Origin of the sequence: Marinomonas sp. IMCC 4694, assembly GCF_008122525.1 — a bacterium.
Taxonomy (GTDB): Bacteria; Pseudomonadota; Gammaproteobacteria; order Pseudomonadales; family Marinomonadaceae; genus Marinomonas.
This window is the reverse complement of sequence record NZ_VSRV01000001.1, coordinates 2,095,692-2,117,653: the sequence shown is the minus strand read 5'-3', so window position 1 is coordinate 2,117,653 and position 21,962 is coordinate 2,095,692. Positions and strand designations below refer to the sequence as shown.

At 44.9% G+C, this 21,962-nt stretch carries 18 protein-coding genes; 14 read left to right on the top strand and 4 right to left on the bottom strand.

Features of this window, described 5'->3' with window-relative positions:
* Window positions 1-9 precede the first annotated feature (9 nt).
* From FXV75_RS09620 to FXV75_RS09590, 7 genes are all read left to right on the top strand, one after another.
* Complete coding sequence (locus tag FXV75_RS09620; protein WP_148832906.1) at window positions 10-852, top strand: ABC transporter ATP-binding protein; 843 nt, start codon at window positions 10-12, stop codon at window positions 850-852.
* A complete protein-coding gene (locus FXV75_RS09615) occupies window positions 845-2,086 on the top strand; it encodes an NAD(P)/FAD-dependent oxidoreductase (protein WP_148832904.1) in 1,242 nt (413 codons plus the stop codon). Before FXV75_RS09620 ends, FXV75_RS09615 begins: the two co-directional genes overlap by 8 nt.
* Before the next feature lie 57 nt (window positions 2,087-2,143).
* On the top strand, window positions 2,144-4,702 hold the full coding sequence (gene nirB / locus FXV75_RS09610; protein WP_148832902.1) for a nitrite reductase large subunit NirB: 2,559 nt from the start codon (window positions 2,144-2,146) through the stop codon (window positions 4,700-4,702).
* Window positions 4,703-4,705: 3 nt separating this feature from the next.
* A complete protein-coding gene (gene nirD / locus FXV75_RS09605) occupies window positions 4,706-5,038 on the top strand; it encodes a nitrite reductase small subunit NirD (RefSeq protein ID WP_148832901.1) in 333 nt (110 codons plus the stop codon).
* A gap of 318 nt (window positions 5,039-5,356) precedes the next feature.
* Window positions 5,357-8,038: a nitrate reductase gene (locus tag FXV75_RS09600; protein ID WP_148832899.1), complete on the top strand. Its 2,682-nt coding sequence runs from the start codon at window positions 5,357-5,359 to the stop codon at window positions 8,036-8,038.
* 14 nt (window positions 8,039-8,052) lie between these two features.
* The gene (locus FXV75_RS09595; RefSeq protein WP_148832898.1) at window positions 8,053-9,093 is read left to right on the top strand and encodes a glycosyl transferase family protein; all 1,041 of its coding nucleotides are present in this window, start codon (window positions 8,053-8,055) and stop codon (window positions 9,091-9,093) included.
* Window positions 9,094-9,154: 61 nt separating this feature from the next.
* Window positions 9,155-9,733 (top strand): molybdenum cofactor guanylyltransferase, encoded by a 579-nt coding sequence (locus FXV75_RS09590; protein ID WP_148832896.1) that lies wholly within the window; start codon window positions 9,155-9,157, stop codon window positions 9,731-9,733.
* Here FXV75_RS09590 and FXV75_RS09585 read toward each other — a convergent pair.
* The 3 genes from FXV75_RS09585 to purM are packed head-to-tail and all read right to left on the bottom strand — an operon-like array spanning window position 9,730 to window position 12,183.
* The gene (locus FXV75_RS09585) at window positions 9,730-10,461 is read right to left on the bottom strand and encodes a DUF3108 domain-containing protein (protein WP_148832894.1); all 732 of its coding nucleotides are present in this window, start codon (window positions 10,459-10,461) and stop codon (window positions 9,730-9,732) included. The genes FXV75_RS09590 and FXV75_RS09585 overlap by 4 nt on opposite strands.
* 13 nt (window positions 10,462-10,474) lie before the next feature.
* On the bottom strand, window positions 10,475-11,128 hold the full coding sequence (gene purN / locus FXV75_RS09580; protein WP_148832893.1) for a phosphoribosylglycinamide formyltransferase: 654 nt from the start codon (window positions 11,126-11,128) through the stop codon (window positions 10,475-10,477).
* Entirely contained in the window at window positions 11,125-12,183 is a 1,059-nt protein-coding gene (gene purM / locus FXV75_RS09575) for a phosphoribosylformylglycinamidine cyclo-ligase (protein WP_148832891.1), read from the bottom strand. The genes purN and purM overlap by 4 nt, the downstream gene beginning before the upstream one ends.
* Before the next feature lie 115 nt (window positions 12,184-12,298).
* On the opposite strand from purM, the gene FXV75_RS09570 reads away from it, so the two are divergent.
* Together FXV75_RS09570 and FXV75_RS09565 are read left to right on the top strand one after the other, a co-directional pair.
* Complete coding sequence (locus FXV75_RS09570; protein ID WP_148832889.1) at window positions 12,299-13,381, top strand: DUF2066 domain-containing protein; 1,083 nt, start codon at window positions 12,299-12,301, stop codon at window positions 13,379-13,381.
* A 3-nt stretch (window positions 13,382-13,384) separates the two neighbouring features.
* Window positions 13,385-13,609, top strand: a complete 225-nt coding sequence (locus tag FXV75_RS09565; RefSeq protein ID WP_148832888.1) for a hypothetical protein — start codon at window positions 13,385-13,387, stop codon at window positions 13,607-13,609.
* A gap of 69 nt (window positions 13,610-13,678) precedes the next feature.
* Here the strand turns inward: FXV75_RS09565 and gltA are convergent, their stop codons facing one another.
* Complete coding sequence (gene gltA, locus FXV75_RS09560) at window positions 13,679-14,962, bottom strand: citrate synthase (RefSeq protein WP_148832886.1); 1,284 nt, start codon at window positions 14,960-14,962, stop codon at window positions 13,679-13,681.
* A 569-nt stretch (window positions 14,963-15,531) separates the two neighbouring features.
* Here gltA and sdhC point away from each other — a divergent pair.
* From sdhC to FXV75_RS09535, 5 genes are all read left to right on the top strand, one after another.
* Window positions 15,532-15,909, top strand: a complete 378-nt coding sequence (gene sdhC / locus FXV75_RS09555) for a succinate dehydrogenase, cytochrome b556 subunit (protein WP_148832884.1) — start codon at window positions 15,532-15,534, stop codon at window positions 15,907-15,909.
* Window positions 15,903-16,250, top strand: coding sequence for a succinate dehydrogenase, hydrophobic membrane anchor protein (gene sdhD / locus FXV75_RS09550; protein ID WP_148832882.1), 348 nt, complete (start codon window positions 15,903-15,905; stop codon window positions 16,248-16,250). Before sdhC ends, sdhD begins: the two co-directional genes overlap by 7 nt.
* A gap of 3 nt (window positions 16,251-16,253) precedes the next feature.
* Window positions 16,254-18,026, top strand: a complete 1,773-nt coding sequence (gene sdhA, locus FXV75_RS09545; RefSeq protein WP_148832881.1) for a succinate dehydrogenase flavoprotein subunit — start codon at window positions 16,254-16,256, stop codon at window positions 18,024-18,026.
* A 12-nt stretch (window positions 18,027-18,038) separates the two neighbouring features.
* A complete protein-coding gene (locus FXV75_RS09540; RefSeq protein ID WP_148832879.1) occupies window positions 18,039-18,743 on the top strand; it encodes a succinate dehydrogenase iron-sulfur subunit in 705 nt (234 codons plus the stop codon).
* Between the two features lie 377 nt (window positions 18,744-19,120).
* Entirely contained in the window at window positions 19,121-21,958 is a 2,838-nt protein-coding gene (locus FXV75_RS09535) for a 2-oxoglutarate dehydrogenase E1 component (RefSeq protein ID WP_148832877.1), read from the top strand.
* Window positions 21,959-21,962 lie beyond the last annotated feature (4 nt).

The following is a 21,962-nucleotide window of genomic DNA, read 5'->3' as shown; positions in this document are numbered from 1 at the left end:
GAGAATACCATGGCGACACATTTAGACATCAGTCACGTTTCTATTGAGTTTCCGACGCCAAAAGGGCCGTTTAAGGCATTGGATAACGTCAGTTTAAAAATTGAAAAAGGCGAGTTCGTTTCTCTTATCGGTCACTCTGGGTGCGGTAAGTCCACGGTGTTGAATATCGTTGCGGGTTTGTATGACGCTACCGAAGGTGGCATTTTGCTCGACGGAAAAGAAGTGAAAGGGCCAGGGCCAGAGCGTGCAGTGGTCTTTCAAAATCACTCACTATTACCTTGGTTGACGTCCTATCAAAATGTCGAGTTAGCGGTAAAAAGAGTGTTCAGAAAAACCAAAACGAAGAAAGAAATGCACGACTGGATCATGCATAACTTAGAGTTGGTGCATATGACGCACGCTGCTGATAAGCGTCCAGATGAAATCTCTGGCGGTATGAAACAGCGCGTAGGTATTGCTCGAGCTTTGGCGATGGAGCCGAGTGTCTTGTTGATGGATGAGCCTTTTGGTGCGCTTGACGCGTTGACAAGAGCGCATTTACAAGACTCGCTTATGGAAATTCAAAAAGATCTTAATAATACCGTGATTATGATTACCCATGATGTGGACGAAGCGGTTTTATTGTCGGACCGCATTGTCATGATGACAAACGGTCCAGAAGCCAGCGTGGGGGAAATTTTACACGTGGATTTAGAGCGTCCACGGGATCGTTTGGCTTTAGCGAATGACCCTAGATATGTCGATTATCGCACCCAAGTGTTGACGTTTTTGTATGAAAAGCAACGAAAAGTAGAGCCTATTCAGCGAGCGGTGAAGTCCAAAGAAACCGCGACCAAGGCCGCCCATGCCTAGTTTTCCTAACGCAATGAATAAGCAACGGTTGGTTATTGTGGGGGCCGGTATGGCGGGCAGCAAGTTGGCTCACGATATGCAGCAAGCTCATGGCGATCGTTTTCACATCGTTTTAATCGGTGAGGAGCCACGGCTAGGTTACAACCGAATTATGTTGTCTTCTTTGTTGGCGAATGACATTACCGCACGTGATATGGCGTTGGTCAATACACATGAGATGCTGCAACACGGCATTGATATGATCGTCAGTGACCCTGTCGTTAACGTGAATTTAGATGACAAATCCCTTCAATTAGCCAGCGGCAAAGAGATCAACTACGACCAGCTCGTTATGGCGACAGGTTCTCGTTCCACTATCTTGCCTATCGGTGGCGCCGAAGCGGATAACGTGATGGGATTTCGCACTTGGCAAGATGTGGATGTGATGACCGCGTTACCCGATCAGCAATCAATCGTTGTGGTGGGTGGTGGCTTATTAGGTCTGGAGGCAGCAGTCGGCCTAGTAAAGCGCGGTCACAAGGTAACTGTGTTTCATCGTTCAAGATGGTTATTAAACCGCCAACTGGACGAGCCGGCCGCCGCACTATTGCAATCGCGTTTGAAGCAAATGGGCGTTGAGTTTCGTCTCGGTGAATCGCCTGACTCATTTATTCAAGAAAAGGCGGGTCGCGTGTCTCAGGTTGTTTGTCAAAATGGCGACCTAATGGACGTTGATCTTGTGGTTATGGCAGCGGGTATTACGCCTGAAATAGCATTGGCAAAAAACGCAGGATTGCAAACCCATCGTGCGATTATCGTCGATTCTAAAATGGCAACTTCCCACGAGAACGTCTTCGCGATAGGGGAGTGTTGTGAGTTTAATCAGCAGACGTTTGGTTTAGTGGCACCGATTTGGACACAAATTCGTGTATTAACGCAGGTGTTGGCGGGTGAATCGGATGAGTTTGCCATCGAGTCAACACCAACAAAATTAAAAGTATCGGGCGTGAATCTGTTTTCCGTAGGTCGGATTGAACCGATACACGACGATACCTGCATCGTTTTTAACGATGTGGAGGGCGATCATTATCGCAAACTGGTGGTCAATGACGGCTTGCTGGTGGGCGCTATTCTGTATGGCAATGTGGCCGATGGAAGCTGGTATTTTCAGCTTATTCAAAATAAGACCGATGTTTCTAATAGCCTAGATTTGCTGGTGTTTGGTGAGGCGTATTGTCGCCTTCAGGCCGCTTAACTAGAGCGCTTAAAGCATGTGAGCCATTAGGCAAATGATTTAATAAAGGGGAATACAATGACGTCAACAGTGTCTTTTCTTACGACAAAACCTCATCTCATCGTCATCGGAAACGGTATGGTAGGCCATCACTTTGTTGAGCAGATAATCGCTCAGAGTGGCCATGAAGTATTTGATATTACCGTGTTCGGTGAGGAGAAATATTTGGCTTACGACCGAGTTCACCTCAGCGAATATTTTACCGGCAAGGGCGCGGCCGATTTAGCAATGACAGACGGTACTTTGTACGACGAACATGGCGTACGTTACTTTACCAACAGCTTGGTGACGGAGATTGATCGCGCTGAAAAGTGTTTGCTATTGCAAAATGGTGAGTCCTTGTCTTATGACAAACTGGTTTTGGCAACAGGTTCTTATCCGTTTGTACCACCTATTCCTGGTCATAAGCGCGATAACACATTTGTGTACCGAACGCTGGACGATTTGGATGCGATTCGCGCTTGTGCTCAGAAAGTGACGCGCGGTACCGTAGTCGGCGGTGGTTTACTTGGACTTGAAGCCGCCAACGCACTCAAAAATCTAGGCCTTGAAACCAGTGTGGTTGAGTTTGCTCCACGCTTAATGCCAGTTCAATTGGATGATAAAGGTGGGTCTGTATTAAAGGGTATGATCGAAGGGTTGGACGTTAAAGTTTATACCGACACGGCCACTAAAGAGATTGTCGATGGTGATAACGCCTTTCACCGAATGAATTTTGCAGATGGCTCACACCTTGAAACGGATTTGATTTTATTTTCGGCAGGTATCCGACCTCAAGACGCTTTAGCGCATCAATCTGGGTTGGTTGTGGGTGAACGCGGTGGCATTAGCGTTAATAATCATTGTCAAACCAGTGACGAGGATATTTATGCGATAGGCGAGTGTGCTTTGTGGAACAACCGAATCTTTGGTTTGGTGGCGCCGGGTTATGCGATGGCAAAATCGGCGGCAGGACATCTTATGGGTGATGCTGGTGTGACGTTTACCGGTGCAGACATGAGTACCAAGCTTAAATTATTAGGATGTGATGTAGGTTCAATTGGAGATGCGCACGCTCAATCTCAGGGCTGTAAGGTGTTCGTTTATCAGGACGAGATCAGCCAAAGCTACCGTAAAATGGTGGTATCAGAAGACGGTAAAAAATTGTTAGGGGCTGTCTTAGTTGGCGATAACAGTTATTACGATACCTTGTTGCAGTATTATCTCAATGCCATTGATTTACCTGAACAAGCTCAAGCCCTTATTTTACCTTCCATGAATGGTGCTCCAGCGGCATTAGGTGTCGATGCCTTACCAGCAACGGCGTCTATTTGTAGCTGTCACAATGTGTCGAAACAAGATATTAGCGATGCGGTTTGTCATGGTGCCTTGTCGGTTGGCGATGTAAAGGGCATTACCAAAGCGGGCACAGGTTGTGGTGGGTGTGTCGCTTTACTGAAAAAAGTCGTCGATAACGAACTATTGGCTTTAGGTGTGGAAGTTAGCACCGATCTTTGTGAGCACTTCGCGTTTACACGTCAAGATTTGTACAACCTCGTAAAAGTGGAAGAAATTAAGAGCTTCGACGATTTATTACACAAACACGGTAAAGGGCATGGCTGCGAAATTTGTAAGCCCGCGGTGGGCTCTATACTAGCGAGCGTGTGGAACGACTATGTGCTTAAAAAAGAGCATATTAGCTTACAAGACACCAATGATCGTTTTTTAGCAAACATGCAAAAAGACGGGACTTATTCCATTGTTCCTAGGATTCCCGGCGGTGAAATCACACCCGATAAGCTGATTGTGTTAGGGCAAGTGGCCAAGGAATATGCGTTATACACTAAGGTGACCGGTGGTCAGCGCATTGATTTATTTGGCGCAACCTTGTCACAGTTACCAGAGATTTGGGGCAAATTGATAGACGCAGGCTTTGAAACAGGCCAAGCCTATGGCAAATCGCTGCGTACAGTAAAATCGTGCGTGGGCAGCACGTGGTGTCGTTTTGGTGTAAACGACAGCATGACAATGGCGATTGATTTAGAGAATCGTTATAAGGGATTGCGTTCTCCGCATAAGATCAAATTTGCGGTATCGGGCTGTACCCGAGAATGCGCCGAAGCACAAAGTAAAGACATTGGTGTGATTGCAACGGAAGGCGGATGGAATCTATATGTCTGTGGCAATGGGGGGATGAAGCCGCGCCATGGCGATTTATTTGCCACCGATTTAGACGATGCCACCTTGGTGAAATACATCGATCGTGTCTTGATGTTTTACACAAAAACCGCCGATCGTTTGCAGCGTACGTCAGTATGGATGGACGGGCTTGAAGGCGGTCTAGAGTATCTAAAAGACGTAGTGATTAACGATACGTTAGGTTTGTGCGATGAGCTTGAAGCGCGCATGCAGCATATTGTTGATACCTTTCAGTGCGAATGGAAGACCACATTAGAAGACCAAGAAGCGCTGAAAACGTTCCGCCAATTCGTTAATTATGACGGTGACGATACCAACGTGGTGTTTGTGGAGGAGCGTGATCAAATACGCCCTGCAACAGACCTCGAAAAACAGCAACTTATTGCAAAGGTGGGTTAAACAATGACAATGGCATGGAAATTAGTCTGCAAAAAAAGTGATTTGGTCGTTGGTGCCGGTGTTGCTGCCATGTTGAATGGTGAGCAGGTGGCGGTTTTTTACGTGCCTGAATCTGAGAATAAAGTGTTTGCGATCGGTAACTGGGATCCGATCGGTAAAGCCAATGTGTTGTCTCGTGGGTTGATCGCTCATTTGCAAAATGAGTGGGTTGTGGCGAGTCCGTTGTACAAGCAGCACTTTGTACTTAACTCAGGGAAGTGCTTAGAAGAAGAGATGTCTGTTCCTCATTGGCAAGTTAAGTTAGAAGGTGATGATGTCTTTCTTGCATCAATCTAAACGGTGCAAATTAGCTCACGTCTAGCCGGTAGCAAGTCTACGGAATTGCACCAAAATAAACACTCGTTATGTTTTGGTGCGTTTTTTTCTCCAGAGCTTGGTTTATTAAGAGTGAATCCTCACTTTATGGCGGATAAAGGGTCGCATAAGAGTTGGCTTATATTTTGCTTTTAAAATGGTTAACTGATGCACCGTAAGCCGACGATGGTTTATCTACACAATCATCAGACAGGACAAAAGGCAACGACGCCCAACCGCTTTGTAAAAGAGCGCTTGGGCTTTTTTTTGTCTATTACTTTTAATGCAAGAGGAGACGACATGACAACAACAAGCGTAAAAACAACCTGTCCCTATTGTGGTGTCGGTTGTGGGGTTGATGTGACCTTACCAGCGTCGTCTACCATGCCCATACCACCGGTTAAAGGGGACATGGATCATCCTGCGAACTTTGGACGTTTGTGTGTCAAAGGCAGTAGCCTAGCTCATACTATTCAATCGGACGATCGTTTGTTGACGCCTAGGGTGGAAGGCGCGTCTGTTTCTTGGGCGTCTGCTGCCCAAACCATTGCTGATAAAATCACCAAAGTGGTCAAGGAACATGGCCCAGACGCTTTCGCATTTTACTTGTCAGGGCAAATCCTTACGGAAGATTATTATGTCGCGAATAAACTGGCTAAGGGCTTTATTGGTACGGCAAACGTTGATACCAATTCTCGCTTGTGCATGGCATCGGCTGTTGTCGGCTATAAGCGTGCGTTTGGCTCAGATACGGTTCCTTGCAACTACGAAGATTTAGAATGTTGTGATTTGTTGATTATGGTGGGTTCCAATGCCGCTTGGACACATCCTATTTTGTATCAGCGAATCGCCGCTGAAAAAAAACGCCGACCAGCCATGAAGATTGTCGTGATTGACCCAAGAGAAACCGCGACATGCGATATAGCCGATTTGCATCTGGCGATTAAACCTGGCAGCGATGCCGGCCTATTTTCTTTCTTATTGAATTATTCGGCACAAGCCAATCTTTTAGACAGTGAATTTATCACGTCACACACTGACGGTTTTGAGCAAGCTGTGGCACAGGCCAACCAGTCAACACCGACATTAAAAGCCACCGCTGAATTTTGTGATGTCGAGCCCAATGATGTCATGCAATTGGCAAGCTGGTGGTCTGAAACGCCCAAAACGGTAACGTTTTATTCTCAGGGTATTAATCAGTCTTCATCAGGTGTGGATAAATGCAATGCCATTATCAACTGCCATTTAGCTACAGGGCGTATCGGTAAAAAAGGTGCGGGGCCATTTTCTATTACTGGCCAGCCAAATGCGATGGGCGGTCGAGAAGTGGGTGGATTGGCTAACCAACTTGCCGCCCACATGGATTTCGCAACACCTGGCGCGATTGAGTTAGTACAGCGCTTTTGGCAAGCTCCTAACATGGCGACACAAAACGGTTTAAAAGCGGTTGATTTATTCCAAGCGATGGAGGCAGGCAAGGTTAAAGTTGTGTGGATCATGTCGACCAATCCGATGGTGAGTTTGCCCGACACCGCGCAAGTTCGGCGTGCTCTGGAAAAATGCGAACTGGTGATTGTTAGTGACTGCAAAGCGCATACGGATACCACTGCCATGGCGGATATTTTATTACCCGCTACTGGCTGGAGCGAGAAAGACGGTACGGTCACTAACTCGGAGCGCCGTATTTCGCGCCAGCGTGGTATGTTGCCAGCCCCGGGTGAAGCAAAGCACGACTGGTGGGCGATTTGTGAAGTAGCGAAGTATTTGGGTTTTCAGTCGGGTTTTTCGTATCGCAGTGCTCATGAGATTTTTGTTGAGCATGCGGCATTATCGGCGTTTGAAAACCATGGTAAGCGAGATTTCGATATTGGGCATTTTAGTTCTATGACCCAACATGAATACCATAATTTGCGTCCCGTGCAGTGGCCCGTGCCAAAAGGACGTCCTGAAGGTACCGAGCGCATGTTTGAAGATGGGCGATTCTTTACACACAATGGTAGAGCGCGCTTTATACCCATTGTGCCGATGTTACCGCAAAATACCGTATCGAATGAATGGCCTTTTGTGTTAAACACCGGTCGTGTGCGCGATCAATGGCACACCATGACACGAACTGGTGACGCGGCTTTATTAAGCAAGCACACTGCGCAGCCTTATATTGAAATTCATCCCAAGGATGCAAAATTACTGAATATTGTAGACAAATCTTTGGTGCGAGTGACATCGCCTTATGGTGACGTGTTGTTAAAGGCGCTGATTAGCCGAGCGGTTTCTCCAGGTCATGTCTTTGCTCCAATTCATTGGACACAGCAATTTGCTAATGCCTCAGTGGTCTCCAATCTTATTGCTCAGATTGCAGATCCGTTGTCAGGGCAGCCAGAATCTAAGCATGCATCGGTTCAATTAGAGGCCGTAAATCCTGTGTATTATGGGGTGATTGTTTCAGCGGAGCCCTTGGCGTTGAATGAGTGTGTCTATTGGTGTCGGGTACCCTCAAAGCAGGGCTATCATTATGAAGTGGTTTGGTCAGATCGTCAGACAATGAGCTCACTAAAATCCATGTGGAGCGACCCACTTCTGGGTGCCGAAACAGGAGAATGGCTTGAGTATCAAAACCCGATTACTCAACAACTTCGTTTGGTGAAAGTGCTAAAGGGTGTGATGTCGCTCTTGGTGTATGCTCATCCAAGACCTGAGTCGATCTCAGCAGATTGGCTGGTATCAAAGTTGACAACAAATACGCCGCTGATGCAGCAAGATCGGTTGGCTATACTGGCTGGTATGCCTGCGAATGTAGAAGACAAAGGTGATATTATTTGTTCTTGTTATCAGGTGGGCAGTAAGCAAATCGATAAAGCGGTCGCAGCGGGGGGTGATAGTGTCGCGGCATTGGGCGCAAAACTGAAATGCGGGACCAATTGTGGCTCTTGTATACCAGAACTAAAATCTTTTCTTACCGTTAAGGCGGAGCGATCAATATGATGATGTGCAAAACAATGCCTCCACTTTCTGAACTTGACCTTTGTGGTGTTGCGACCAAAAAGAGCAATGATTTCACCCAGTATGTAAAAATTCTGGGGCGTGGGAAAAAAGGTGCCCGCAGTTTAACGGTCGAAGAGGCCGAACACGCCATGAGCTTACTGTTGGCGTGTCAGGTTGCTCCTGAGCAATCGGGGGCGTTCTGGATGCTGATTAGAATTCGTGAAGAAACCGTAGAAGAGACCGTTGGTTTTACCAGCGCTGTGCGAAAGCACCTTGCTCAAAAAACACCATTAGGTCATAAAGTTGACCTTGATTGGCCCGCTTACGCGGGGAAACGCAACGAATTACCCTGGTTTTTATTGGCAGCACTGGCGCTGGCCAATTCGGGGGTTCATATTGTGATGCATGGTCATACATTTGACGGCGAAGATCGTTTGTATGTCGAGCAAACTATTAAGCAGTTAGGAATAAGTGTTTGTTATTCGCATCAACAGGCACAGCATGCTTTAGCAGAACAATGTTTTGCTTATATGCCGCTTACCGCGATAGACAAGACATTGGGTGATCTAATGGATCTTAAATATGTGCTGGGGTTGCGTTCACCGGTGAATACCATCGTGCGAATGATGAATCCGTTTAGTGCTGACCACAGTGTGCATGGTGTGTTTCATCGTGGTTATGATGAGTTGCATATGGCGGCATGCGAACAATTAGGGGATGCGTCAGTGCTCGTGTTTCGTGGTGGAAATGGTGAGGCCGAAGTGAACCCAGAACGAGACGTTACGCTCGGTAAATGGCAACATGGTGCAGCGAGCTGGACGACATGGCCTAAAGCAGAAAAAGAACATAAGCGCCTTAAACATCAGCTTGATTTGTCTCGTTTAACAGAGCATTGGTGTGGCAATCAGATTGATCAATTTGGACAGCAAGCGGTACGTCAGACGCTGGCTTCGGTCGTGGGGCTTTTGTATGATGTGGCATCACATGATGAGTGTCTTACTTTAGCCGATACAATATGGCAAAAGCGCAATAAAGCGTATTTTGGGTCAGTCTAAAGAGCCGTGTTTTAGTCGGTTAACTTGAGTGTGCGAATAAAATTGTCAGAGGAAGCGTGATATGAGTGTTATGTCCGTGTCAGCTGCGGTATTGGCTGGCGGTAAAGCCGAACGAATGTCTGGGCGCGATAAGGGGTTGTTATTGTTTCGTGGCGAGCCTATGGCTCGATCCGTTGGAAATGCCCTGCAGTTGGTGAGTCACTGCGTTTTTATTAACGCTAACCAGCACCGGCAGGACTACCTATCTTTAGGCTTTGAAGTGGTGGCCGACGATGAGGAGCATCGCGGAAAAGGCCCTTTATCTGGACTTATTAGCTGTTTGGCATACGCTAATACTTCTCACCTACTTATTTCGCCATGTGATACCCCCTGCATTAGTTCGGCGGCTTTTGAGCAACTGAAAGCCGCAGCTCAGGCGTCACCTGGGAATATTTATTATTTGCGCAGCGCCTCTGGGGTGCACCCCTTGCATGCCATTTTACCTGTGACCGCAGCGTTAACGGCATTACGGTCTTTTTTGAAAAGCCAAAATAGATTGAGTGTCATGGCCTTTTACGAGGTTTTTGGGAGTTTTGCTATAGATTGGCGCAATGAGCATGAAATGAACAATATAAATACGCTGAAAGAACTCAACGACTAAAGCGTACTAAAAGCATCTATGTCTAAATAATAGGATTCGCCATCTTCTTTGTGTTCGAGTTTAACCAATAGGTAGTCTAAAGACGGAGCGAACCAAAAAGACGTTTTTTTACCTTTTTCCAAATTATCTGTCCGAATGATCTTAATGGCAGACAACCTCCCAATCTTGGTATTGATCGTCTCCATACCTTCTCGTTTAAATTGCCAATTTTTAACATGGCCTCCATCAGCAATTAAATAATCAAAGGTATTCAACCCCATTTTTAGGTCTTGCCTGACCTGTAACTGAATGGATAATTTATCAAGGGTCTTAGGCTCAATTGACAGGTTCCATGGTTTGTTCTTGATGTCATTACGAACGCTGTTTTTGTCCCAATCGAAGGTGAGTACAGCGGATCTTTTCTTACCTAAAACAGAACTTTCATATTGGTACAAAGTCGGAATGATTTGGTGATCTTCTACATAAAATGTCGATGACTCAGAGAGTGACGCAAGAAGGCTGTTGGCTGAAAAGACAAAGCGCCATAAATCATTGTTTTGTCTGGTGAGGATTTGTTTTCCCTCAACTTTTAAACTAATGCCTTTCTTCCATATGGTGCTGTAAACCGCAGAATAAGGGGTTAAAAATGTATCCTGATTTGGTTGAGCGGTTTCTGCTGAAGGGGAAGAAAGTAGTGGCGCACTCATAAAAATGGCCATTAAAAACGGTGTGATTTTACGAGTTGTCATGCTTTTCTCTACATCATTGTAGTGTGTTGTTATAAAGAATACCGCTTGCAGGGAGCTCTTTATGATCCAATAACGCCTTTCCATCATGGAAAGTGACTCTACCTTCACTGAACCACCTGACGGCCAACGGGTAGATAATGTGCTCTAGTGCGTGAATCTTGTTACCTAAAGAATCTGCCGTATCGTTATTTTCAATCAAGGTGGCCGCTTGAATAATGACGGCACCGGCATCGAGTTCAGGGCTGACAAAATGTACGGACACACCATGCTCTTTTTCGCGGGCGTCTATGGCTCGTTGGTGTGTATCTAACCCTTTAAACTTGGGCAGTAGTGATGGATGAATATTAAGCATTCTTCCTAGGTAATGCGTTGCAAAACCTTCAGACAATATGCGCATAAACCCTGCCAGAACAACCAGCTTTGGTGAATATTGATCGATAATGATTTGCAGCGCTGCATCAAATTCTTCGCGGCTATCAAACGCTTTATGGCTGAGCGTATGCGTCGGAATACCGGCTTCTCTTGCACGTTCAAGACCGTAGGCGTCTGCTTTATTACTAATCACTGCGCTGATCGTCACATTAAGCTGTCCTTGCAAGCTTTGATTAATCAAAGCTTGCAAGTTGCTGCCGCTGCCAGAAATTAAGACAACGATAGGAAAGCTCATGCCTGAGTCTCTAAGTCAGAGATCAAAACGTCTTTGCCTTCATTGCGTGCGCAAACATCACCGATGATCCAAGCATTTTCGCCTTCTGCCATTAAAATGGCCAGGGCTTCATTGGCTTTATCAGCATCAATTGCTAACACCATGCCCACGCCGCAGTTAAGCACACGGTACATTTCTTCTTGCTCAACATTGCCTTGTTCTTGGAGCCAATCAAAAACAGCAGGGCGCTTCCAGCTGGTGGCATCGATACGAGCCGCCGTGTCTTCTGGGAGTACGCGAGGAATATTCTCTAATAAGCCGCCGCCAGTAATGTGAGCCAATGCATTAACAGACACAGATTCCATGAGTTTTAAAATGGATTTGACATAGATGCGAGTCGGTTCCATAAGCGCGTCTTTAAGAGCCACGCCGTCAATTACTTGATTCAAATCCGCTTTGCTAACGTCGAGAATCTTACGAATCAGTGAGTAACCGTTTGAATGAGGGCCTGAAGAGCCAAGCGCGATTAATTTGTCGCCCGCTTTTACTTTGGTGCCATCAATGATGTTTTCCTCTTCGACAACACCGACACAAAAACCAGCAAGATCATAGTCACCCTCTTGGTACATGCCAGGCATTTCGGCTGTTTCGCCACCGACTAACGCACAGCCAGCTTGTAGGCAGCCTTCACCGATACCGGTTACCACGTTCGCCGCAACGTCGATATCCAGTTTGCCTGTTGCATAGTAATCTAAAAATAGAAGAGGTTCTGCTCCAGCAACCACTAAATCGTTAACGCACATGGCCACCAAATCAATACCAATGGTGTCGTGTTGGTTTAAATCCATTGCTAAACGTAATTTAGTGCCAACACCGTCGGTACCGGAAACAAGAATAGGGTTTTTATATTTTGTTGGTAGGCGTGTTAAGGCGCCAAAACCACCCAATCCTCCCATGACTTCAGGACGACGGGTTTTTTTGCTTACGCCCTTGATGCGTTCAACAAGTTGATTACCAGCGTTGATGTCTACGCCAGCGTCTTTATAACTGATGGATGGTTTATCCGATTTGGTCATTGCCTATGCCCTATCATGGTACGAGGAAAAAAAGCATTTTAACATAGTGACGCATTAGGGCTATGGTTCTTTCTAATTAAGACAGTAGAATAGACAAATAAACGAAGGAAGGGTTATGAAATCTCACATATTTATATTTTTGATTGGTTTTTTTTGGATTCCATTGGTTGGTGCGATCGCGATACCTGACCTTTATAGTGCTGACATTAAGCTGCCCGTAGCGGCGTCAGAGGCGCAAATGTTAAACGAGGCCTTTGGATTAGCGGTTGAGGCGGTGCTTGTAAAGGTGTCGGGTGATAAAGGTGCCATTGTTGGTAAGGTCTTAAATCAAGCAAAAAAAAACGCACCAACGTGGGTGGCGCAACATTCTATTGCCTCGCTGAGTGATTTATTACCTTCGCCTGAAGGTGGTGTACCCGGTAAACAGGTTAAAGTGACTTTTTATCAGACCTCCATCGATCAGTTTTTATCGGATAATAATTTACCTGTATGGGGTCAGGAGCGTCCGTCTGTATTGATTTGGCTGGCTGCTGAAATAAATGGCGTAAGAGTACTCTCCGGTTCAAATGCGCCGTCGGTTATTTTAAATGAGTTTGCTCAGTCTGCAAGCGAGTTAGGTGTGCCAATTTATGCACCCTTGCTCGATGAAGTAGATAAAAATAGCCTTGCAGTTGCCGATGTGTGGGGGTTCTTTGGAGAGACTATTGCTAAGGCGAGTCGACGTTATCAAACTGACGCAGTGGCTGCTCTCAGGGTAAGTGATTTTTCGGGTCAAGTGAGTGGTAACCTACTGGTTTTACTGTCAACGGGTGAGTCAGTGCGCTTTGCTTTAATGGGGCAAACACACAAAGAGATTGTTGAACAAGCAAGCGTTAAGTTAGCCAAGTTGTTTTCTTCCAAGTATGCGTCTGTTCGTAATGGTTATTCTGCTAACGCATTAACCTTACAAATTACTGGAGTGACGGGGTACGGTATTATGCGTAATGTTCAGTCCTATCTTGAAAGTATTAGTGTGGTTCGAGACGTGTTATTGGTACAAGTGGGTGATGAAAAAATAGAGTTTTTGATCGAGATTGATGGTGATAAGCAAAAGTTATTTAACAGTATTTCGTTAAGCGCTTTACTTAAAAAAATACCCATAAACGCGTTAGATCCTGATGCTAATCGAGTTGTAAAGTATCAATACAGTGGAGACTAAGAAATGACAGGCATGCCAGAAGAAGAGAAAATTGAGCGTGATTTCTTTGAGCGATCTTTAGAGGAGCAAAGTGATTTTCTAAAGCAAACATGGTGTAACCACTGCATGGAAATGGATCTGGGTATGGGAAACCCTAAAGAATTTGAGACGAAAGATAGGTTGTGGATTGAGGGCGAGTGTCTAAAGTGCGGACAATTAACCGTTACAGACATTGTAGAGGAAGATTAATATCGCTTATAAAAATAAAAATCGCGCCCTCTGGCGCGATTTTTTTACTCTTAAAAAAGAGATATCACATTACTTGTCAGTTGGGTAGTCACGCTCAGGCTGACCAACATAAAGCTGGCGAGGGCGGCCAATCTTGTATGGCCCACTGATCATTTCGTTCCAATGTGAAATCCAGCCAATGGTTCGAGACATGGCGAAAATCACCGTAAACATACTCGTTGGAATGCCAATGGCTTTCATGATAATGCCCGAATAAAAGTCGACGTTTGGATAGAGTTTACGTTGGACAAAGTAAGGGTCTTCAAGTGCGATTTGTTCAAGACGCTTGGCAATTTTTAGTAATGGGTCGTTTGATAATCCCAATTCAGCCAGTACTTGATCGCACGTTTCTCTCATGACTTTAGCGCGTGGATCAAAGTTTTTGTACACCCGGTGACCAAACCCCATTAATCTAAACGGATCATTTTTGTCTTTCGCTTTCGCGATAAACTCATCGATGTTTTCAACGTCACCAATTTCTTCAAGCATCGTCAGTACCGCTTCGTTGGCACCGCCATGAGCAGGGCCCCAAAGTGTGGCGATACCAGCTGCAATACAAGCAAACGGATTGGCACCAGAGGAGCCTGCCAAGCGAACGGTTGAAGTAGACGCATTTTGCTCGTGATCAGCGTGTAGAATAAAAATTTTATCCATCGCCTTGGCAAAAACAGGGTTTACTTTATATTCCTCACATGGCGTTGCAAACATCATGTACAAAAAGTTTTCTGCATACGATAGATCGTTACGTGGGTACATAACAGGTTGATCTTTCGAATATTTATAACAGATTGACGCCAAAGTTGGCATCTTAGAAATCAAACGAAACGCGGCGATCTCGCGATGCTTAGGATTGTTAATATCCATGTGATCTTGGTAAAAAGCCGACAGTGCTCCAACAAGGCCGCACATAATCGCCATTGGGTGAGCGTCGTTTCTAAAACCTTCGATGAATTTATGCATCGATTGGTTAACCATGGTGTGTTTACCCACTGTTTTTTCAAATTCAGCTTTTTGTTTCTTATCTGGAAGCTCTCCATAAAGTAACAGGTAACACGTTTCTAAGTAGTCAGAATGATCTGCAAGTTGGGCAATAGGGTAGCCGCGATGCAAAAGGATTCCAGCATCGCCATCTATGTAGGTGATTGAAGATTCGCACGAACCAGTCGACATAAACCCTGGATCATAGGTGAATACACCGTTAGCACCAAGACCGCGAACATCTATAACGTCTGTGCCTAAAGTACCTGAAAGGACAGGAAGTTCGATAGATTTATCGATCCCGTCCACTGTGAGTATCGCTTTTTTATCAGCCATTTACTGTCTCCTTCGTATTCTGGTTCTGGATTAAAGTGTCATAGGTTGACGCCACTCAACCCAGAAGGTGCGGAAAAAATACTGTTTCTAGCCTATGAAAGTCAATCTTGTTGCGTTGAGCTGTTTTTATAATTACGTTCTTTATCTTGTAATTATCCAACAAGATACTCTAATGAGTATAAAACTTAAGAAAGAGGCTTTATATTCAAGTATTTGATAAATAATGATTTATTGTTGTTTTTAGGTGTTCTATTTTATGTAATTTTATACCATTATTGTTTAGGCTTATGGCTACATTCATTTCCTGAATGGTGATCATTGAAAACCTCTTGTACAGTCTATTTGTCTTAGCATTTTTCGCTAGTCTATAATTGCGCCCGAGACGATTTTATTGATTTGTTGATGTTAATGGATAAAAGAGAGTCGCTTTTAAACATTTGTTTGCAAATCGATGGGATTTTCAAAGCAGGCCTATAACGTGGGTTTTTCACTTGAGTAAAGTTGAAGGCTGCACTTATAGAAATTGGACCGTGATTGATTATTCAATCGATAATATGGTGTAAAAAGTCGTGAATAAAAAAAGACCAGTCAACCTTGATATTTCAACAATATCGATGCCCGTCACAGCCGTCGTGTCTATTCTCCACCGTGTTACAGGAATTATCCTTTTTGTTGGGCTAGCTTTCTTGTTTTACGCGTTTGATCTTTCGTTGGAGTCACAAGAAGGCTTCGATCAAGTGGTGAATGCCTTACAGACTAACTTTTTGGTGAAGTTTGTTATTTGGGGTGTCGTTTCTGCGCTCATGTATCACTTTGTAGCAGGTATAAAGCACTTGTTCATGGATATGGGGTATTTTGAAGAATTAGAGAGCGGACGCGCTGCGGCTAAAGCCAATTTGGTAATTGCTGCTGTTCTTATTGTTTTAGCGGGAGTGTGGATATGGTAACTCAAATTACAAGTTTTGGCCGTTCTGGTCTCTACGATTGGATGATGCAACGTGTTTCCGCCGTTGTATTGTCTTTATACACTGTTTTTATTATTGGTTATTTGTTGCTTAACCCTGATCTAACATACGATCAGTGGAGTACATTATATGAAGCAACTTGGATGCGCGTTTTCAGTTTAATGGTGCTTCTTTCAATTGGTATGCACTCATGGATTGGTTTGTGGTCAATTTCTACTGACTATATAAAAGCAACGGGTGCGCGTTTCTTCTTTCAATCTCTGTGCGGTCTTGTAATGTTTATTTACATCGTGTGGGGTGTTCAGGTTCTTTGGGGGCTTTAAGTAATGGCAAATATTCGTACTATTTCTTTTGATGCCATAGTAATTGGCGGTGGTGGTGCAGGTATGCGTGCTGCCCTGCAATTAACCGAGTCTGGTTTGAATACGGCGTGCGTAACAAAAGTATTCCCAACTCGCTCACATACTGTGTCTGCTCAGGGCGGTATTACTTGCGCAATTGCGAGTGATGATCCAAATGACGATTGGCGCTGGCATATGTATGACACCGTAAAAGGGTCAGACTATATTGGTGACCAGGATGCTATTGAGTATATGTGTTCTGTCGGTCCTCAGGCTGTTTTTGAGCTTGAACACATGGGTTTGCCATTCTCTCGTACAGAGCAAGGTCGTATTTATCAACGTCCTTTTGGTGGCCAATCCAAAGGTCCTAATGACAGCACTCAGGCGGCGCGTACTTGTGCTGCTGCTGACAGAACGGGTCATGCGTTGTTGCATACTCTTTATCAAGGTAACCTGAAAGGCGGGACCACTTTTCTTAATGAATGGTATGCCACAGATTTGGTGAAAAACAACGAAGGTGCTGTTGTCGGCGTTATCGCTATTTGTTTGGAAGACGGTGAAACGGTTTACCTTAAAGCGAAAGCAACCGTAATTGCAACGGGTGGTGCAGGTCGCATTTACCAATCCACAACCAATGCTCACATCAATACGGGTGATGGTGTCGGTATGGCGTTGCGTGCTGGTTTTCCGATGCAAGACATGGAGATGTGGCAGTTCCATCCAACGGGTATTTACGGTGCCGGAACGCTTGTTACTGAAGGTTGTCGTGGAGAAGGCGGTTACCTGATCAACAAAGATGGTGAGCGTTTCATGGAGCGTTATGCGCCTAACGCGAAAGACCTTGCCGGTCGTGACGTTGTAGCGCGCTCTATGGTTCTTGAAATCTTGGAAGGTCGTGGTTGTGGGCCTCTTGGTGATCATGTATTGCTTAAGCTTGATCACTTGGGAGAAGAAACGTTAAACAAGCGTCTTCCTGGTATTCTTGAGCTTTCTCGTACCTTTGCGCACGTTGATCCTGTTAAAGAGCCCATTCCAGTTATCCCAACGTGTCATTACATGATGGGCGGCATCCCGACTAACATCGGCGGTCAGGCACTAAAAATGAACGAAGCGGGCGAAGACATCATCATTGATGGTTTGTATGCTTGTGGTGAAGCCGCTTGTGTGTCGGTCCATGGTGCGAATCGTCTTGGCGGTAACTCTCTACTTGACTTGGTTGTATTTGGTCGCGCGGTGGGTTTACAGGTTAAGAAATCTCTTGATGCGGGCTTTGAGTCTTTAGACGCTAATGAAACGAATATTGATGCTGCTCTTGTGCGGTTAAATCGTCTAAATAATACAACAAGCGGTGAAAATGTTGCCGAAGTTCGTGCTGATCTTCAGCGCGTAATGCAGCTTTACTTTGGTGTATTTCGTGACGGTGAAGCGATGCAGAAAGGTTTGGCTCAGCTTAAAGAGATTCGTACTCGTGTTGAGAACTTGTATCTTGAAGATAAGAGTCAGGCTTTTAACACCGCCCGTATTGAAGCGTTAGAGCTTGAGAATCTGTTAGAAGTAGCTGAATCAACAGCGATACCTGCCGAGTTCCGTAAAGAAAGTCGTGGTGCTCATGCGCGTAACGATTTCACTGAGCGTGATGATGAAAATTGGTTGAAACATTCTGTTTTTCATCCAGCTGATAAATCAGTGACTAAGCGTAACGTTAACTTTACGCCTAAAACAATGGACGCTTTTCCACCTAAAATTCGGTCATACTAAGGAGTTGTATCAATGTTAGTTAGTATTTATCGTTACAATCCTGAAAAGGATGATGCACCTTACATGCAGGATTACCAAATTGAGCTGCCTGAAGGTAAAGACTTGATGGTGCTTGATGTATTAAACTTACTGAAAGCAAAGGATACGAGTATTTCTTACCGTCGCTCATGTCGAGAAGGAGTTTGTGGCTCTGATGGCATGAATATGTCAGGTAAAAACGGTCTTGCTTGTATAACGCCGGTCTCTGAAGCGGTAAAAAATGGAAAGTTAATATTGCGTCCACTTCCAGGGTTGCCTGTAGTACGTGATCTTGTCGTAGATATGGGGCAGTTTTATAAGCAATATGAGAAAATTCGTCCGTTCTTAATTAACGACGCACCAGCGCCTGCAATTGAACGTCTACAAAGCCCAGAAGAGCGTGAAAAACTTGACGGGTTGTACGAATGTATATTGTGCGCATGCTGTTCAACCGCATGTCCTTCATTCTGGTGGAATCCCGATAAATTTGTCGGTCCATCAGGTTTGTTGCAAGCGTATCGTTTTTTGGCAGACAGCCGCGATACGGCTACACAAGAGCGTTTGAGTGATTTGGATGATCCGTTTAGTGTCTTCCGTTGTCATGGTATTATGAATTGTGTCAACGTTTGTCCTAAAGGGTTAAATCCTACTAAGGCCATTGGTAATATTCGTACTATGCTTTTACAAAGAGCAACATAATGATACTTAAAGTGGTCTCTATTATTGCGTTAAAGTGATCACAGTAAAATAGGCGGCTTGGATAAAGATTCAATGCCGCCATTTTTGCATAATCTCAACTAGAGAATGCACTACAAAGAATTTAAAATTCGATCTTTACGAGCAAGGAAGCGCTAAGAGAAGTCACTAACTCAGTGATAATGGATTCAGGGCAGTTTGTTTGATTTAAATAAGCGGCTCTTAGTGACTTGGCATTGAACGTAAAAGGGCGAAAGTAGCTGGAAATAAACAAAAAATCGAGGCTTTAATAGCCTTACGGGCCTGATAAAATGATCGATCATAATCATAGATCGATACCGGGACCCCGGTAGCTGGCTCGAACATAAGGGTGATCGAGAATGCACGAAAGTTTAATGGAGTTGCTGTGGAGCACCTCTCATTTTTCAGGTGGAAACCTGGAATATGTTGAAGGGTTGTTTGAAAGCTACCTCGTCGATCCGAACTCAGTGTCGGAAGAATGGCGTAAATGTTTTGATCAATTGCCTCGCATTAGTGAAGCACAATCAACTGATCTTCCTCATTCCGTGATTCAAGAGCAATTTCTACAGATTGGTAAGAACAAATTTCGATCTTTACCTGCTTCAACAGGTAAAGCCGTAACCTCTGACCATGAGCAGAAACAAATTAATGTATTGCAGTTGATTAATGCTTACCGCGTTCGTGGGCATCAACATGCAACACTTGATCCGCTTGGGTTGCAAAAACGTGAGAAAGTCGCTGATTTAGACATTGGTTATCATCAATTAACGGGTGCAGATTTAGACACTGTTTTTAATGTAGGGTCTTTATTTTTCAACAAGGAGTCGTTGAAGTTAGGTGAGATACTGTCCGAGCTTGAAAAAACTTATTGCGGCAGCATTGGTTATGAATTCATGCACATTGTTGATACGCAAGAAAAAGCGTGGCTTCAGCAGCGTGTTGAGTCTGTTCGATCTCGTCCCGAATACTCTCAAGAAACTCGTGAGGGCTTGTTAGAGCGTTTAACAGCCGCTGAAGGGTTAGAGAAGTACCTTGCAAGTCGGTATCCAGGCGCAAAACGTTTTGGCCTCGAAGGTGCTGAGAGTTTTATTCCTATGGTAAACGAGTTGATTCAGCGTTCTGGCGCACTGGGTGCAAAAGAAGTGGTCATTGGTATGGCTCACCGCGGTCGACTCAATGTTTTGGTCAATACTCTAGGTAAAAATCCTAAAGACTTATTTGATGAGTTTGAGGGTAAAAAGTTGGTTAACACCTCTGGTGACGTTAAATATCATCAGGGCTTTTCATCTAATGTGATGACAGCAGGTGGCGAAGTACATATTGCTTTGTCGTTCAATCCGTCACATTTAGAAATCGTTTCACCTGTCGTTGAAGGCTCTGTTCGTGCCCGTCAAGATCGTCGTAAAGACACGACAGGTAAAACAGTGGTACCTATCTCCGTTCATGGCGATGCGGCTTTTGCGGGTCAAGGCGTAGTGATGGAGACATTCCAGATGTCTCAAACTCGTGCTTACCGTACAGGTGGCACGGTTCACATTGTTATCAACAACCAAGTGGGCTTTACCACCAACCGTCAAGAAGATTCCCGTTCTACTGAATACGCTACGGATGTTGCTAAGATCATCCAAGCACCTATTTTTCACGTTAACGGCGATGACCCAGAAGCGGTGCTTTTTGTTACTCAGTTGGCCCTAGACTACCGTTATGAGTTTGGGCGTGACGTTGTAATCGATATGGTTTGTTACCGACGCCGTGGGCACAATGAAACTGATGAGCCTTCTGGTACTCAGCCATTGATGTACAGCGTCATTAATAAACTGAAAACTACGCGTACCCTTTACTCTGAGCGTTTGGTTGCTGAGTCTGTTGTGACTCAGGAGAAGTCAGATCAAATGGTGAACGAAAATCGCGAAGATTTAGACAATGCTCGTCATGTATCAAAAAGTTTAGTGCTTGAATCTCAATACAAGAGTTTTGTTGATTGGAAGCCTTACCTTGGTGTTGAGTGGACGGACGCGGGTGATACCACATATCCATTATCTCAGCTACAGGAAGTGGCTAAGAAATTAACGACTGTGCCTGATGGTGTCGTTATTCAGCGCCAAGTTCATAAGATTTATCAGGATCGCGATAAAATGACAGCGGGCGCATTACCGCTTAACTGGGGGTATGCCGAAACGCTGGCGTTTGCTACTTTGTTAGAGCAGGGTTATCCGATTCGTATTACCGGTCAGGATTCTGGACGAGGTACTTTTTCACATCGTCATGCTGTGATTCATAACCAAAAAGATGGCAGTGCATACATTCCATTGAAGCATTTGTCCGACGATCAACCAACTCTGGACCTGTACGATTCATACCTTTCTGAAGAGGCGGTGTTGGCGTTCGAGTACGGTTACGCGAGCACATCGCCCAAAGGTTTGGTGATTTGGGAAGCTCAGTTTGGTGACTTTGCCAACGGCGCGCAAGTCGTAATTGACCAGTTTATTACCAGTGGCGAACACAAGTGGGGGCGTTTGTGCGGTTTGACTTTGCTGTTGCCACACGGTTATGAAGGTCAAGGTCCTGAGCATTCATCTGCACGATTAGAGCGTTTCTTACAGTTGTGTGCGGAATATAATATTCAGGTTTGTGTACCAACAACCCCGTCACAAATTTTCCATATTATCCGTCGTCAAGCGATTCGCCCTATGCGTCGTCCGCTTATCATTATGTCTCCTAAGAGCTTGTTACGTCATAAACAAGCGATTTCGACACTTGAGGATTTGGCGGAAGGAAGCTTTAAAACGGTATTGCCAGAATCTTCTGAAACGCTTGATGCAGATGGTGTTAAGCGCATTGTTCTTTGTAGCGGTAAGGTCTACTTTGATTTGATCAATCGCCGTGAGGAATTGCAAAAAGAAGACGTTGCCGTGATTCGATTAGAGCAATTGTACCCGTTCCCATACGCTGACCTTGAGTCTGTGTTAGAGCAGTATAAACATGTTGAGAGTTTGGTATGGTGTCAAGAAGAGCCTAAAAACCAAGGGGCTTGGCATGCCAATCGTCACCGTATGAATCGAGTATTGGAAAAACTGTACCCAGAGTTAAAAATCCGCTTTGCAGGTCGTATTTCGTCTGCTGCCCCAGCGGCTGGTTACATGTCCATCCATGTTGAAGAACAAGAAGCGCTGGTCAACGACGCATTAGTTGGTTAGTACC